The organism is Ignavibacteriales bacterium, from assembly GCA_020635255.1.
GTDB lineage: Bacteria > Bacteroidota > Ignavibacteria > Tepidaquicellales > Tepidaquicellaceae > JAEYVS01.
In genome coordinates, this window is the sequence record JACKAC010000001.1 from 1,114,077 (window position 1) to 1,129,808 (window position 15,732).

Genomic DNA, 15,732 nt, shown 5'->3' on the forward strand with positions numbered 1-15,732 from the left:
CATGAAGAAGATCTCAATTTCATTATTGTTATTAGTGGGTTTATTGTTTTTCACTGATTCACATGCTCAGTTTAAGGACAGGACATCGTCATATTCGTATCTTGGCGGTGGATATACACTGGTATTTTTTACGAACGGGGAAGTAACCGATACCTACCCTGTATTCAATTTAAACAGCTCATCGTTTTTGAGTGAAGTGAACGTATTCTATGGAATGAGATTAAGTCCACTTATGGCAATCGAAATCTCTCCGTCATTTATATTTACCAATTCAACAAGCAACGACGGATTTTATTTCACGAATAGTTCCGGTACAAGGAATTTTTACTATCCGAATGAAGCAAATTTGTTTGCACTGCCGATTAATATAAATTTTAAATTATATCCTTTCTTTGCGGATCCTCTGAGTCCAATGAGCAACATGTATTTAGGCGCCGGTGGAGGAATGATGTACTTTAACGAGGAGTTTGATAATAATGTTTATTCTGATAGTACATTGACGAGTTTCCTTCGTTTTGAAAAGAGTAAGAATAGTTTCTGGACGCAGGATTTCAGCTTGTTTGTTGGATTTGGATCAACAGCTAAGTTCGGATACGCGTTTGAACTGGGTTACAGGTTTGTTCCTGTCGATGGTGATGGTACAAAACCGCAAACAACCTCACTTGTTAAAAACTTCAACAGTGTAAATCTCTCGGCAAAGGTAGTATTCAGTTTTTAAAGTTAGTCAATATAGCATAAAAAAACCCGGTCATAGCCGGGTTTTTTTGTTATATGTAACTTTTTTTATTGTCTTAACAATTCACGTGCGATAACAAGTCTCTGAATTTCGCTGGTTCCCTCATATATCTCGGTAATTTTGGCATCCCTCAAATACCTTTCAACCAGATACTCTCTTACATACCCGTAACCGCCATGAACCTGAATCGCTTCAAGTGCATTTTCTACCGCAACCTTGCTTGAATAGAGCTTTGCCATTGCCGCTTCTTTTATGTAAGACACGTCCTGGTCTTTGCAGTAAGCCGCTTGCAAGGTCAATAATCTGGCAGCGTCTGCTTTTACAGCCATGTCGGCAAGCTTGAATTGTATTGCCTGTAAATTAGCGATTGGGGCATCGAAGGCTTTTCTTTGCTTCGAATATTTTACCGCTGCTTCGTAGGATGCGCTTGCAATACCGACGGCTTGAGCAGCAATACCAATCCTTCCGCCGTTTAATGTCATCATAGCGAATTTGAATCCCTGTCCTTCTTCACCAAGCAGGTTTTCTTTTGGAACTTTGACGTTGTTCAAACCAATCGAACATGTATCGGAACTCCTGATACCTAACTTATCTTCTTTAACACCGGTTTCAACACCTTCATAAGCCTTTTCCACTATAAACGTTGAGATTCCCTTATAGCCTTTTTCCGGGTCTGTCATAGCCTGCATGAAGTAGTAATCTGCTGTAGTACCGTTTGTTATCCAGTTCTTTATACCATTTAAAACATAGTAATCTCCTTCGACTACAGCAGTAGTTCTTTGCTGTGTAGCGTCGCTCCCGGCTTCAGGTTCACTGAGGCAAAATGCACCGAGCTTTTCACCGGATGCCAGGGGTTTAAGATACTTCTCTTTCTGGAAATCATTACCCCATTTTTCAATCCCGTAGCAAACAAGAGAGTTATTTACGGACATTATTACACCTACAGACGCATCTACTTTTGAAATTTCTTCCAGCGCTAAAACATATGATATTGTGTCCATGCCTGCGCCACCCCATTCCGGTGCTACCATCATTCCCATAAAGCCCAATTCACCCATTTTTTTAACGATGTCGTAGGGGAATTCTGCTTTTATATCACGCTGTACTGATGAGGGAGCTATCTCATTTTCAGCAAAATCCCTTGCAGCATCCCTTATCTCTTTTTGGTCTTCAGTAAGTTGAAAATTCATTTACTATAATTTATTTTAATGCAAATTAATAGAAAAATTTAGAAATTAATATTCATAAAAGCCTTTTCCGCTCTTTCTGCCGAGATATCCCGCGGCAACCATTTTTTTGAGCAGGGGACATGGACGGTATTTTGAATCACCCAATCCTTCATGAAGTACTTCCATAATTGAAAGGCATACATCCAATCCGATAAAATCAGCCAGTGTCAGAGGTCCCATCGGATGATTCATTCCTAGCTTCATTACGGTGTCGATTGCCTCAGGCTCAGCTACACCCTCCATCACGCAATACATTGCTTCATTCAACATTGGGAGTAATATCCTGTTTGAAATAAATCCGGGGTAATCCTGTACTTCTACCGGAACCTTATCTATCTTTTCGGATAATTCTTTGATAGTATTAAAGGTATCCTGTGAAGTTGCCAGTCCGCGGATTATCTCTATAAGCTTCATTATAGGAACAGGATTCATGAAGTGCATTCCAATAACCTTGTCCGGACGCTTTGTTACTGCCGCGATTTCGGTTATCGAGATAGACGAGGTATTTGTTGCTAGTATGGCTTCCGGTTTACAGGAGTTATCGAGTGTCTCGAAGATGCTTTTTTTAATGTCGAAGTTTTCCGAAGCGGCTTCAACTACCAATTCAGAATCTTTTGCATCCTCAAGATTTAACGAGGTCTTTATATTATTCAGTGTTTCTTGTTTCTGATCTTCGGTTATCTTTTCTTTCTCGACCATCCTGCCGAGATTTTTTGTAATCGTTGCGATTCCTTTATCAAGGAATTCCTGTTTTATATCAATTAGCGTTACAGTATATCCATATTGAGCAAATACGTGTGCAATGCCGTTTCCCATTGTGCCGGAACCTATTACCGATATGTTTTTTATGTCCATTTGATTTAAATTTAAAGTTAATCTCTTTCAACAATTAAAGCGCTGGCTTCACCACCACCAATACACAGTGTAGCAAGACCACGCTTCACGTTATTATCTTTCATAGCGTGGAGCAATGTCGTAAGTATCCTGGCTCCGCTGGCTCCGATCGGGTGACCAAGAGCGATAGCACCGCCTCTTACGTTTACCTTTTCCGGGTCGAGTTTTGCCAATTGCATTACTGCACATGACTGTACGGCAAATGCCTCATTTGATTCATAAAGGTCTATGTCAGCCGTTGTCAGGTTAGCTTTCTTGAGAACCTTCTCTATTGCATAAGCCGGTGCAGTAGTGAACCACTCCGGTTTATGAGCGAATGAACCCTGTGCAACGATCTTTGCGAGAGGAGTTAATCCCAATTCTTTTGCTTTCTCGGCGGACATTAATACTATTGCAGATGCGCCGTCATTGATACTGGAAGCATTAAAAGCTGTTACTGTGCCTTCCTTTTCAAACGATGGACGCAATGTTCTGCCTTTCTCGAAATTAGCTTTTTTGGGATCATCATCTTCAGTAACAGTGATTGTTTCTTTCTTCGTCTTGATCTCGACCGGTACTATCTCATCCTTGAAATACCCTTTTTCATTGGCATCCAATGTCCTTCTATAGCTCTGTTCTGCGAAATCATCCTGGTCATCACGGGTTATATTCATTTCCCTGGCGCAAAGCTCAGCCGCGCTTCCCATATGATAATCGTTATAAACATCCCACAATCCGTCATTAACCATACCGTCTATGATCTCTCCGTTACCCATCCTGTATCCCTGTCTTGCTTTCATCAGGTAATACGGGGCATTACTCATTGACTCAAAACCTCCGGCTACAACTATTTCAGCGTCACCGCATTTTATTGCCTGCTCGGCCAGCATCACTGATTTCAATCCCGATCCGCAAACTTTATTTATCGTCATACAGGGTACAGTATCAGGTAATCCAGCAAATATTGCCGCCTGTCTTGCGGGAGCCTGCCCCAGGCCGGCTGGAAGCACACATCCCATGATCACTTCCGAAACGTCTTCACCTTTTATACCTGCCCTTGCAACAGCTTCCTTGATTGCGATCGCTCCCAGTTCAGTTGCTTTTAATGATGACAGCGAGCCCATAAAACCGCCGATTGGCGTCCTCACTGCCGATACAATTACTACTTCTTTCATTTAATTATGATCCTTTCTTTATATTATATACTTCTTATTATTTGTACGAAACTGTCGGCTTCAAGGCTTGCGCCTCCTATCAGCCCACCGTCTATATCGCTTTGGGAAAGTAGTTCCTTTGAATTAGACGGTTTCATGCTTCCGCCATAAAGTATTCTTACTTTAGACGAAGTCTTTTCATCGTAAACTTCTTTTAAGATCCCGCGGATAAATGTATGCATTTCGTTTGCCTGCTCTGGTGTAGCGTTAACACCTGTGCCTATCGCCCATACAGGCTCATATGCTATGGTAACATTTTCTATATCCGGAACGTTTAAATTCGCTATGCACTCTCTGACCTGCTTTCCGACGACATCATCCTGTTTTCCTGAGTTTCTTTCATCGAGTGTTTCCCCAACACATAGTATCGGTTTAAGTTCGAATCCGAGAGCCTTTAGAGCTTTCTTATTTATTATCTCGTTTGTCTCTCCGAAATATTGCCTTCTTTCACTATGCCCGATAATTACATAACTGCATCCTACTGACCTCAGCATACCTGCCGAGATCTCCCCGGTATATGCCCCGTCATCTTCGTAAAACAAATTCTGCGCGCCGAGGTCTATACTCGAATCCTCCAGTACATCCCGCACAATGCTAAGTGATGTGAAAGGCGGACAAAGAACAACGTCGGCGTTTTCGTAATCGAATTCCGTTAGTTCAAGATTTATCAGGTCAGCAAGTGCCTGCGAATCCTTATAATTCTTGTTCATTTTCCAGTTGCCGGCTATTAACTTCTTTCTCATTCTATTTTGCTTCCTGCAGTTTCTTTAGTAAGAGTTCATTTACGATCTTTGGGTTTGCTTTGCCGTTACTTTCGCTCATCACCTTCCCAATAAAAAATCCCGCCAGTTTCTTCTCTCCGGAATTATATCTGTCAACCTCGTCCTTATATTGTGCTATAATTTTCGTTACAACTTCCTCGATAGCTGATTCATCGGTAACCTGCACTAGGTCTTTTTCTTTAATTATCTCTTCAGGATCCTTGCCGGATTCCTTCAGCATTTCAACGAATACATCTTTTGCAGTGTTATTATTTATCGTTTCGTTAGATACAAGCTCCACCAGCTTTGCGATATGTGAAGGAGGGATAGGGAAGTCGGAAATACCGATCTTATCGTCATTCAATACCCTCATAACTTCGGTCATAACCATATTGCTGGCTGCTTTATAATTCTTTGCGGATTTATCATTTAATCCTGTAACTACTTTCTCGAAATACTCTGCCATTTCCTTTTCCTGTGTAAGTACATCGGCATCGTATTCCGGCAGTGAATACCCGGAGATAAAACGTGCTTTTATTTCGTTAGGAAGCTCAGGTAATTCAGATTTTATTTGATTCTTCCATTCATCACTGACTTCTACAAACACAAGGTCAGGTTCCGGGAAATATCTGTAATCGTGAGCCGCTTCCTTTGTTCTCGTTGCAGATGTGGTCCTGTCCTTAGCGTTATATGTCATCGTATTGTAAATGACCCTCTCACCGCTGTCGAGAACTGCTGACTGTCTTTTTATTTCAGCCTCGATCGCATCCACTACATTCTTGAACGAGTTCAGGTTCTTAATTTCCGTTCGTGTACCGAATTCTTTCGTGCCAGCCGGTCTTATTGAGATATTTGCGTCGCATCTGAGCGAGCCTTCCTCCATATTGCCGTCGTTGATACCCAGCCACATAAGCAGCTGCTTAACCTTTTGCAGGTAAAGGAATGCTTCGTTAGATGAATTCATATCCGGCTCACTTACTATTTCAATCAATGGTACTCCGCACCTGTTAAAATCTATCAGCGAATCATCATCGGAAAAATCGTGAATGGATTTTCCGGCATCCTCTTCCATGTGAATACGTGTGATACCGATCCTTTTCTCACCATTATCTTTAAGTGAAATGTCGAGATATCCATCATAGCAAATTGGCGTTTCATATTGTGTGATTTGATAGCCTTTTGTCAGGTCGGGATAGAAATAATTCTTTCGCGCGAATATCGACCTTTCTCTTATCTTGCAGTTCGTTGCCAGCCCCATTTTAATAATGCTTTCCACCAGTCCCTGGTTAACAACCGGCAGTACCCCCGGGTGTCCAAGACATATAGGACAGACGTTAGAGTTTGCAGGAGCGCTAAAATCCGTCGAGCACCTGCAGAACGCTTTCGATGAAGTATTCATCTGGGCGTGTATCTCAAGCCCTATTACCGGCTCATATTTTATAATGGTTTCTGTCAATTACGATACTGCTTTGTATTCTTTTATTGCTATATCTCTTGCTTTACTGTGATCTACTATTGGCTTCGGATAATCATTTCCGATTACTACCCCGTATTTCTTTTGCTCTTCACTGCTCATTTCCCACGGAGCGTGAATGAATTTTCCCGGGAGGGGAGTCAGTTCAGGAACATATTTTTTAATGTAATCACCGTCTTTGTCGAACTTCTTGCTTTGAAGTACCGGGTTGAATATCCTGAAATACGGCGCTGCATCTACACCTGTCGATGCGCTCCACTGCCACCCGCCGTTATTCGATGAGAAATCCAGATCTATAAGATGATCAGCAAAAAATCTTTCGCCCTTTCTCCAGTCGATAAGCAGGTCTTTTGTTAAGAACATGGCGGTTATCATTCGTACCCTGTTATGCATCCAGCCTTCCTGAACCAGCTGTCTCATTCCCGCGTCCACTATAGGGTATCCCGTCTTTCCCTCGCACCATGCCGTGAGATCTTTCTTATTGAGATTCCACTTTAATGTGTCATATTTTTGCACGAAGGATTTCTTTATTATATCCGGGAAATGATATGTAATATTATAATAAAACTCTCTCCAGATAAGTTCGTTTATCCAGGTTTTAGCCTCTGCCAGATCTTGTCCTGATGATTTTGATAATCGGTTAAATCCTGTCCTGAATGCTTCCCGTATTCCAACCGTGCCGAAATGCAAGTGCGGAGAAAGCTTGCTCGTTCCGTCTAAAGCAGGGAAATCGCGTCTCGATTTGTATCTTGCCAGCTTACTATCCCAGAACTTCTTAAGTTGCTTTAATCCTTCCGCCCTGCTTCCATCGAATACTTCCGCCCCGTTTAAACTCTTCATCTCTTTTCCGGGATCTGTGCTTTTCAATCCGCTGAGTTTGAATTCTTTCGCTTTAGATAGTTTCTTAAAATCGTAATTACACTTTGCATAATCATCTTTCGAAAGCCTGTTGTAGAATGATTTCATGAACGGGGTGTAAACTACATACGGGGTACCGTTATCTTTGAGTATCTCGCCAAGCTTAAAAATTGTGCTGTCGGCAGTTAGCGTAAATTCGCCGCCATTCTTTTTTAAGATCTCTTCTACTTCATTGTCTCTTTTTTTGCTGTAAGGCTCCGGCTGTTCATTCGCGGATACACGTACCTTACCCGCTTTCCCGATTATCTTTTTAAATACCTCGCTGCTGCTGCCAGTAACGATATTCAATTTAAGCGAGCGCTCAGTTAAAGCATTTTCAAGAGATCGAAGTGCCTGGCAGAGAAAGTAAATCCTCTTTTCCCCGAAATATTTATACGTATTCTCATTCTTTATGTAAAGGAACAGGTACTCATCATCCTCAGTAATGTTTTCTATAAATAGCTTTAGACCGGCGTTATCTTCTATACGCAGGTCTTTCCTGAACCAAAATATCTTTAACATTAATTATAATTCTCTGTTGCCCGGGTTCTCGTTGTTTTCGGATGCCATCTGAACTTCAGCGCTGGTCTCTGCATATATTTTCGGCGTGTCATCATATTCATTATCTACAAGACTTTCTTCCTCACCGTTCTTATTAATTGCTTGTGTAACCTTTTGCGCGGCATCCTCAAGAGTATCTGCGGATATTAGGTTAAGACCTGATTCATCGAGTATCTTCCTTGCTTCGATTGCATTTGTTCCCTGCAGCCTGACCACAACCGGTATATTGATATCGATATTCTTTGCTGCCTGTATCACACCGTTTGCAACCCTGTCGCACCTTACGATACCGCCGAATATATTTATTAGTATTGCTTTTACGTTCTTATCTGAAAGTATGATCCTGAATCCGTTCTCGACTGTCTCTGGTGAAGCTGTTCCACCAACATCTAAGAAATTAGCCGGCTCACCGCCTGCAAGCTTGATAAGATCCATTGTTCCCATCGCAAGTCCGGCGCCGTTAACCATACATCCCACGTTTCCGTCCAGCTTTATATAGTTAAGGTTATACTTTGATGCTTCTATTTCCAGAGGGTCTTCTTCATTGAGATCCCTTAATTCCGGATAGTCTTTATGGCGGAACATTGCGTTATCGTCGAGCGTGAGTTTCGCGTCCAGTGCGATGATCTTATTACTTACCGTCAGAGCCATTGGATTTATCTCTACAAGTGAAGCATCCAGGTCTACATATGCCTTGTAAAGCTTTGTTATGAATTTTAGAAAATCTTTGTACGCATCACCCTCAAGTCCTAATCCAAATGCCAGCTCTCTTGCCTGATAATCAGCCAGCCCGATCGCCGGGTCTACCCATACTTTGATTATCTTCTCTGGTGTTTCTTCTGCAACCTTTTCGATTTCTACACCGCCTTCCGTAGAAGCCATAATAACATTTCTTGAGTTACTTCTGTCTAGCAAGATACCTAGGTAATACTCTTTCTTTATGTCCACACCTTCTGTGATAAATAATGTCTGAACCTGCTTGCCTTCCGGTCCGGTCTGGTGTGTAACGAGAATGTTACCGAGAAGCTTCTCAGCATAAGTTTTACCTTTCTCGACATCACCCCCGATAAACTTTACACCGCCCTCAACTACCACATTGTCCCTGTTGTGCTTGCTGTAGACTATCCCTTTACCTCTACCGCCTGCGTGTATCTGTGATTTGACTACGAATTGGTCGATTCCTTGCTCTTTTAGCTTTGCTATCGCGCCATCAAATTCTTCCATGGTTTTTATTGCGACACCATTCTGGACAGGAACACCGTATCTTTTTAAAAGCTCTTTTGCCTGGTACTCGTGAATTTTCATTAAGGTTATTTTATTTATTTATTTTTTTTCTTTTGTTTGATATTTAATGAGTCGAGTGACTTTTGCATCGAATCCAGTTGTTTGCCTGAACTTTCCAGTAATGAGTCTATCTTAGCATTAATTGAATCAGGATTGTTTGCTTCCAATACCGAATCGAGTTTCCTTTGAGATTCGTCTATTGTTTCATCGATCTTTTCGTTTACCTTTTGTTCTACTTTTTGCTTCAAAAAACCGCACCCTGCGACAGCTAGTATCAGGATAACCGTCGCGGTAATGAATTTTATTCTCATTGTTATTGAGTTTATTTGATTTTTTTAGCGCTAATAAGTTTTGCCTGCAGGAACAACAGGAGGTAATCTCTTCCGCCCGCCTTTGAATCCGTACCGCTCATGTTAAATCCGCCGAACGGGTGAACACCTACCAATGCCCCGGTACATTTCCTGTTGAAATATAGATTTCCTACAAAGAAATCGTCGTATGCCTTTTGTAGTTTTTTCTTGTTCTTTGTATATACAGCTCCTGTCAGCCCGAACATCGTGCCGTTTGCAATGTTGATCGCGTCATCGTAATCTTTTGATTTGATGACTGCCAGCACCGGCGCGAATATTTCTTCCTGTGCAATTGTATCGGTCGGCTTTACATCTTTTATTATGGTTGGCTCTATGAAGTACCCTCCGTTGTTGTCTATCTCTTTACCGCCTGAGATAAGCTTTCCGCCCTCTTCCTGTGCTTTATTGATATACCACATTGTTTTTTCCCTGGACTTGGCATTAATAACCGGACCCATAGCAGGGTTTTCTGCGGCATTCCCGATTGAGATATAACTTGTTTTTTCTACCAGCGCATCACAGAATTTGTCATATAAACTCTCATCTACTATAACTCTTGAACAGGCTGAACACTTCTGACCTGTAAATCCGAATGCTGATGCTGTCACTCCAGCTACTGCATCATCGAAATCATGCAGTTCGCTGTCAATGATTATTGCATCCTTACCGCCCATCTCTGCAATAACTCTCTTTATCCAGATTTGTGTCGGTTGTTTCTTTGCAGCAACTTCGTTTATCCTCAATCCAACTTCCATTGAGCCTGTGAATGCAATAACTCTTGTTAGCGGATGCTGAACCATTACCTCTCCGACTATAGACCCGGGTCCCGGAACGAAATTTAATACTCCCGGAGGAAGTCCCGCTGACTGGAATAGCTCTACGAACATCCATGCTATGGAAGGGGAGTCCTCCGATGGCTTCAGAGCCACCGTGTTACCCGAAACGATTGCAGCCGAAGTCATTCCGATTGCTATCGCAAGCGGGAAATTCCAGGGAGGTATCACAAGGCATACACCCATTGGTATATATTCGAGATTGTTATCTTCTGATGGAATTCTGGTCAAAGGCTGTTTTTCACTGAATCGGATCATCTCCCTTGCGTAAAACTCAAGAAAGTCTATTGCTTCTGCTGTATCTCCGTCAGCTTCGGCCCAGTTCTTTCCAACTTCATATACCATCATTGCGGAAAACTCATGCTTTCTCTTCTTAAGTTCCTTTGCGGCTTTAAGTAAAATGTTTGCTCTCTTCTTTGGAGATACTTTCTTCCACATCTGGAATACCTCGTTTGCATGTCGGATCGCCTTATCACCCATTTCCGGTGTCGCTTTTTGAAAGACACCAATTATCTCTTCCGGTTTGCTCGGGTTTAGTGATGCGTTCTTCTCATCTGTGTAAAGCTTTTCTTCTCCTATCAATATTGGGTATTCCTGTCCGAGTCTTGCTTTTACTTTATCGAGTGCTTTTTGAAAATCTTTTCTGTTCTTCTTTTTCGTGAAGTCTGTTAGCGGTTCGTTCTTAAATTTTGGTAATGACATCTTATTTATTCTAGTTTTGTTGGTTAGTATATAATTCAATTATTTTATCATGCAGCTCGGGTCTTACCTGCCAGATACCCTTCGCGGTTCTGGATGGATATACCCGGTTTGTTAAAAATATTATTACAAGGTTCCTGTCGCGGTCGCACCATACGCTGGTACCTGTGTATCCCGTATGTCCGAAGCAGTTATCGGAGATCATATCCCCGCATGGTCTTCCATAGCTATTCGGCTCGGGCTTCGAATCCCATCCCAGCAATCTTGTGTTGTAATAAAATACATCATTGGGTTTCTCAAGGAATAGATCTACGGTTCCTTCGTAAACAAATGACTCGATCTTCAACCCTGCGGAATATGAGTTGTAATATCTTCCCTCATTCATGAGAGTGGAGACAAGCTTGTAAATATCCTCTGTGTTAGAGAATAAACCGGCATTTCCTGATACACCTCCCATTACGGCAGCGGACTCATCGTGAACTTCGCCTTTAAGCTGGCGTCCTCTCCAGTTATTATCATACTCGGTCGGCAATGCAAGGTCATTTAGCTTACCTTTCGGGTTAAATGTAGTACTCGACATTCCAAGCGGTTCGAATATCTCCTGTCTGCAATACTCATCCAGCCCCATATCCGTAACTTTCTCTACTATCACACCAAGTAGTATTGCATTCAAATCGCTGTACTCGACTGACGTGCCGGGTTCATATTTTAATTCCTGGTCGCAGATAGTCTTTATTACATCATCCTTATTCTTACAGGTTGTGTAAAATGGTATCCAAGCCTTAAGCCCTGAATTATGAAGTAGAAGGTTTCTTACAGTGATCCATTCTTTACCGTTCACTGCAAAGTCCGGTAAATAATATGCCACCCTGTCGTCCAGTGACAGCTTGCCCTGGTCATATAGCTTCATTATAGCTGAAGTTGTTGCGATCACTTTAGTCAGTGATGCCAGGTCGAAGATACTATTCTCGGTTACAGGGGTTGATTGGTCATATGTATAGTATCCGTATGATTTTGAATATAGTATTTCATTATTTGTACCGATCAAAAGCTGAGCGCCGGGGTAGGACCTGTTCCGGATACCGTTTTCTACGATTGCGTCTACTTCAGAAAAATCATATGGATATGCCTGTGTGTATAGTAGTAAAGAAAGGAATATTATTAAATAGGCTCTTTTCATAGTAAAAACAAATATATTCAATTATAAACCTTACTTCAATTTATAAAATTGCCCCAAATATTATGTTTTTAAGGAAGATAATGCGGTATTAACGGCGGAATTTTAGTCTTAATACGGTAAGTGTTAGTAAAATTATGATTGGTAGTTCAAAACCGAATAATCCGCACTTTTTTTCCTTCTTTTCTTCAACTGTGCCGGGTCTTACTTTTGTTACCAGGTCCACGTTTTGCACCAGGTCTGCAACAGTATTTTCCCAGCGGACAGTATTGCCGTTTTGTGTACCGTTTGTACCGATCACTTCATTAGGGAAGGTTATCTCATGAACTATCTTATAATCACGCATGCCCGGGCTGAGCGCATTTAATGAATCCTGTAGTAGTCTGTATATAAGTATCATAACTTCCTCCTTTTCGTCGAAATCCCATTCCGCCGTCATTTTTGAGAAGCTCTTCGCTTCAGGTAGCATATTTATATCTCTGAATTTTAAATTTAGCCTGACATGTGTGGTCGAATCTGCGTCATTTTTCTCGATGACAATGCCGCTTGGCTCAGAATTTTCTGATGTGTAATTTTTATTAACGGTGTAATCCGTGAATCCGAACCCGTATATCTCTTCCGATGTGATATTTGAGTTATATGTCCAGTAATGTATCTCCATCGTTCCGGAACCGTCCTCGTTCAGCTTTATCTTCTCTTCTAAGTTCACACATGACGAAAGTATCAAGCATAAGAATACAAACAAAACCGGGTAATATTTTTTGAACTTACTCATTCTACTTTTAAAGGCAGTCCTTCTTTGAACATATTGATCTTTTCATCTGCCCATGATTTGAATTCGCCGTTTTCCGATGCGTCTCTCTTATCCATCAGAGACTTTATCATGTTGTATTTCTGTGCGTCTGTGAATGGAATAGGGGAAATTCCTTCCACAACATCCTCGTATTCTTCATCTGTCAATTTATTCAATGAATATATGAATGAAATCACTGCGTAATCTTCCTGCAGAAGGGAAGTAACATTGTTTAATCCTATTCCCAGCAGGAAGGAAGAGTATGACGGGTACTTGCTTAATGCATCAGATGCGAGGAATCTTGCCCCAAAGAAGTCGTTGCTTAGAAATCCGAATACTGCCGGGAAATTATTTACACTGGGGTAATTATTGAATGCGTAAAGCAGGTTCTTAAAATATATTTTCGAATCGGTTTTCTCTTCGGCAAGCTCCCTGAGTCTTTTGGAAACCGCCTCAATGAATTCTATGTCAGCTGGATCGTATTTTATCTTGCCAAGAGCCAGTACGGCGTTGGACCTTACTCTTATATCATCGTCGTAAGTCAGTAAAAGCAGAGCGTCCTTGCCGAGAGGGTCTTTTGTCTCACCGTAAAGATATGCCATCATGCTCAGCTCCTGTTCGTTAAGCACTTTCTTGTTGCTCTTGTATTCCTCGAGCTTCCTGCTGAATACTGTGCTTACTGCCACGGGTATTTTTACGATCATATTTCGCATCAGGAATGTTTCTCTATGATCGTCTGTACCCAGCTTCGTAAGCATATGCTCTGCCGTTTCCATGCTGTCATTCAGTAAATGTTCCTCACCATACTTTTGCCATAATGAAAATCTCGGCTCGATAGTCTTCGCCATTATAAAGTATTCCTCTATAGAATAAAAATCCTTGATCGGGCTCAGCTCAACCTTGTATCCCTCATTGGTAGTTTCGGTCACTTCTTCATCCGTGTAATAAAGGTCCAGTCCTTCACCCCAGTAGGATTTATTTGTGATTGTGCTGTCCAGTCCTCCAACTGAGTAAAAATCATTTCCCGAACCATCGGCCAGGAGCCCGATACTTCCGTATTCGCGCCTCGGATTACCGTAACCGCGAGTATTACCCGGCTCTTTGTTCAGATAGCCATCCCGTCCGCTCCTGTCTATCAATATTCCTATACCGTTCGCATTGCCCGCGCCCTGCGACAGGGAATAAGCTGAATAATTATCATAACCCTTCACGTCATCGAGTATGCCGACACCGTAATCATGTCCGCATCCCTGCGACACTCCGTTAGATGTGTAGTAGTCCCACCCGTCGTAATCTTTCAATATTCCCACGGCAAGGTGTATTCCCGCACCCTGTCCGTATTGGTATGAATTATACTTATCATGCCCGGATTTATCCACTATAGCGCCAAGCCCGTACCAGTATGCTCCGCCCTGCCCGAAGATATCCGTCGCGTATATATCATTCCCGCCTCCTTCGATGATCAGCCCCACACCACCCGCATAATATGGCCGCAGTCCCAGTCCGTAACCCTGGCACATTGAGACGAAGTGGTCTTCGTACCTGCCCATGTCCAGCGATAGGGAATTGATAAGATACGAATCGTTACCGGAGTTATCTACTATTGCCCCCGCGCCTTTTGTTAGTCCAAATCCCTGTGAGTAAGTATTCGCAGTGTATATGTCATTGCCGGTTTTATCAAAAACTAATCCTACTCCGAATGCTCCCGCGCCAATTGAAAAAGAATTCGAATAGTAAATATCATTTCCGCTTCTGTCCTCAAGGATACCAAGCCCGCATACACCTGCCCCTAACGTAACATTCTTCCCCTTGTATATATCATCGCCATCCATGTCGAGTAAGAATCCAAAAGAAAATACTCCGCTCGCAAGTGCGTAGTTATCGAGAGCTGTGTATGAATCATTTCCTGAATAATCGATTATGACATTAGTATTGTTTCCAAAAATATCTTTATTCTCTAATTCGTAGACGTCATCACCGCCATAGTCAATTATCAAATTGAATTTCCCTTTGTAATAATTCTTTCCCTTCCCGCCGATCGCTATTCTTATCCCGTCTTCGTCACTGTAATAATAAAAACTGCCCTTTACATTATCGTTATCAAGTTCTTCCATAGAGACTTCCGGAGGAACAGAAACAACTTCAGCATTTCCTGTCATTTCATCGTGAAGGAAGCCTATATTCGATAAATAACTACCATCAAATTTTGTCAAAATGTCGGCGACTCTTTTAGTTATTACTTCAGACGAATCCCTTGAAATATTATATTTAAAAATATCTGTTGTACTGTTGTCTATTTTGAATGTTTCTTCACCTGCGAGAAAGGAGACAAGATGTTTTTTTAAGAACTGAATATCTTCTTCTGAAAAGTTGGCTACAGCTTTATCCTGGTATCTGATGATATTCTCGAGATTAAATACTCTCAACAAGTTCTTTATAGTTCTATTACCGGATGTATAAAAATTCAATTTATCACTGCCCCTGCCGTAAAATTTAGTATCGATGTTCTTGTAAAGAAGTTCTAATATTTCATAAATATTATCTGCATTCATGTTTGCCACACTATCCACCCATCCATCATATTCAAGCGGGTTCTTCATCAATCTTTCCACGATAGGAAGTATTAACCTGTTATTGTTCGTAGCTGTAGTATCGGAAAAATTAAGTGGGATAGAAATGTCCCCGGGAGTCAGACCCCGGTACTTTATTGCATCGTAAATTGGATTAGTAATTGTCTGTGAATACAGTGGGTTGGTTATAACATAGGAGACGGACAAAACCAGGAAAAATCTTTTCACTCGATTTTAGGGTTATATTTTATCCTAATAATTAACATTATGATAACATATTT

General features: G+C 41.6%; 13 protein-coding genes. 1 reads left to right on the forward strand and 12 read right to left on the reverse strand.

Annotation, left to right across the window (positions count from 1 at the left end):
• Position 1: 1 nt before the first annotated feature.
• Positions 2 to 718 (forward strand): hypothetical protein, encoded by a 717-nt coding sequence (locus tag H6614_05050; GenBank protein ID MCB9243018.1) that lies wholly within the window; start codon positions 2 to 4, stop codon positions 716 to 718.
• 65 nt (positions 719 to 783) lie between these two features.
• Here H6614_05050 and H6614_05055 read toward each other — a convergent pair whose 3' ends face one another.
• The 12 genes from H6614_05055 to H6614_05110 form a co-directional block, all read right to left on the reverse strand.
• Positions 784 to 1,926, reverse strand: a complete 1,143-nt coding sequence (locus tag H6614_05055; protein MCB9243019.1) for an acyl-CoA dehydrogenase — start codon at positions 1,924 to 1,926, stop codon at positions 784 to 786.
• A gap of 45 nt (positions 1,927 to 1,971) precedes the next feature.
• Complete coding sequence (locus tag H6614_05060; GenBank protein ID MCB9243020.1) at positions 1,972 to 2,820, reverse strand: 3-hydroxybutyryl-CoA dehydrogenase; 849 nt, start codon at positions 2,818 to 2,820, stop codon at positions 1,972 to 1,974.
• Positions 2,821 to 2,837: 17 nt separating this feature from the next.
• Positions 2,838 to 4,013, reverse strand: coding sequence for an acetyl-CoA C-acetyltransferase (locus H6614_05065; protein ID MCB9243021.1), 1,176 nt, complete (start codon positions 4,011 to 4,013; stop codon positions 2,838 to 2,840).
• 23 nt (positions 4,014 to 4,036) lie between these two features.
• The gene (locus tag H6614_05070) at positions 4,037 to 4,795 is read right to left on the reverse strand and encodes a triose-phosphate isomerase (protein MCB9243022.1); all 759 of its coding nucleotides are present in this window, start codon (positions 4,793 to 4,795) and stop codon (positions 4,037 to 4,039) included.
• 1 nt (position 4,796) lies between these two features.
• A complete protein-coding gene (gatB, locus tag H6614_05075; GenBank protein MCB9243023.1) occupies positions 4,797 to 6,254 on the reverse strand; it encodes an Asp-tRNA(Asn)/Glu-tRNA(Gln) amidotransferase subunit GatB in 1,458 nt (485 codons plus the stop codon).
• Positions 6,255 to 6,269: 15 nt separating this feature from the next.
• A complete protein-coding gene (locus H6614_05080; GenBank protein MCB9243024.1) occupies positions 6,270 to 7,706 on the reverse strand; it encodes a deoxyribodipyrimidine photo-lyase in 1,437 nt (478 codons plus the stop codon).
• A 3-nt stretch (positions 7,707 to 7,709) separates the two neighbouring features.
• Positions 7,710 to 9,050 (reverse strand): ADP-forming succinate--CoA ligase subunit beta, encoded by a 1,341-nt coding sequence (gene sucC, locus H6614_05085; GenBank protein MCB9243025.1) that lies wholly within the window; start codon positions 9,048 to 9,050, stop codon positions 7,710 to 7,712.
• A 14-nt stretch (positions 9,051 to 9,064) separates the two neighbouring features.
• Positions 9,065 to 9,340 (reverse strand): hypothetical protein, encoded by a 276-nt coding sequence (locus H6614_05090; GenBank protein ID MCB9243026.1) that lies wholly within the window; start codon positions 9,338 to 9,340, stop codon positions 9,065 to 9,067.
• Positions 9,341 to 9,351: 11 nt separating this feature from the next.
• Positions 9,352 to 10,914: an L-glutamate gamma-semialdehyde dehydrogenase gene (gene pruA / locus H6614_05095; protein ID MCB9243027.1), complete on the reverse strand. Its 1,563-nt coding sequence runs from the start codon at positions 10,912 to 10,914 to the stop codon at positions 9,352 to 9,354.
• Between the two features lie 10 nt (positions 10,915 to 10,924).
• Complete coding sequence (locus tag H6614_05100; GenBank protein MCB9243028.1) at positions 10,925 to 12,091, reverse strand: beta-lactamase family protein; 1,167 nt, start codon at positions 12,089 to 12,091, stop codon at positions 10,925 to 10,927.
• Positions 12,092 to 12,179: 88 nt separating this feature from the next.
• On the reverse strand, positions 12,180 to 12,863 hold the full coding sequence (locus tag H6614_05105; GenBank protein MCB9243029.1) for a hypothetical protein: 684 nt from the start codon (positions 12,861 to 12,863) through the stop codon (positions 12,180 to 12,182).
• Positions 12,860 to 15,679, reverse strand: coding sequence for a HEAT repeat domain-containing protein (locus tag H6614_05110; GenBank protein MCB9243030.1), 2,820 nt, complete (start codon positions 15,677 to 15,679; stop codon positions 12,860 to 12,862). The genes H6614_05105 and H6614_05110 overlap by 4 nt, the downstream gene beginning before the upstream one ends.
• Positions 15,680 to 15,732: the final 53 nt, after the last annotated feature.

Bases quoted from the DNA above. Each gene is read 5' to 3' on its own strand.
- sucC (MCB9243025.1), bottom strand. From the start codon at position 9,050: ATGAAAATTCACGAGTACCAGGCAAAAGAGCTTTTAAAAAGATACGGT.
- pruA (MCB9243027.1), bottom strand. From the start codon at position 10,914: ATGTCATTACCAAAATTTAAGAACGAACCGCTAACAGACTTCACGAAA.
- H6614_05055 (MCB9243019.1), bottom strand. From the start codon at position 1,926: ATGAATTTTCAACTTACTGAAGACCAAAAAGAGATAAGGGATGCTGCA.
- H6614_05050 (MCB9243018.1), top strand. From the start codon at position 2: ATGAAGAAGATCTCAATTTCATTATTGTTATTAGTGGGTTTATTGTTT.
- H6614_05100 (MCB9243028.1), bottom strand. From the start codon at position 12,091: ATGAAAAGAGCCTATTTAATAATATTCCTTTCTTTACTACTATACACA.
- H6614_05080 (MCB9243024.1), bottom strand. From the start codon at position 7,706: ATGTTAAAGATATTTTGGTTCAGGAAAGACCTGCGTATAGAAGATAAC.
- H6614_05065 (MCB9243021.1), bottom strand. From the start codon at position 4,013: ATGAAAGAAGTAGTAATTGTATCGGCAGTGAGGACGCCAATCGGCGGT.
- H6614_05060 (MCB9243020.1), bottom strand. From the start codon at position 2,820: ATGGACATAAAAAACATATCGGTAATAGGTTCCGGCACAATGGGAAAC.
- H6614_05105 (MCB9243029.1), bottom strand. From the start codon at position 12,863: ATGAGTAAGTTCAAAAAATATTACCCGGTTTTGTTTGTATTCTTATGC.
- H6614_05090 (MCB9243026.1), bottom strand. From the start codon at position 9,340: ATGAGAATAAAATTCATTACCGCGACGGTTATCCTGATACTAGCTGTC.
- H6614_05070 (MCB9243022.1), bottom strand. From the start codon at position 4,795: ATGAGAAAGAAGTTAATAGCCGGCAACTGGAAAATGAACAAGAATTAT.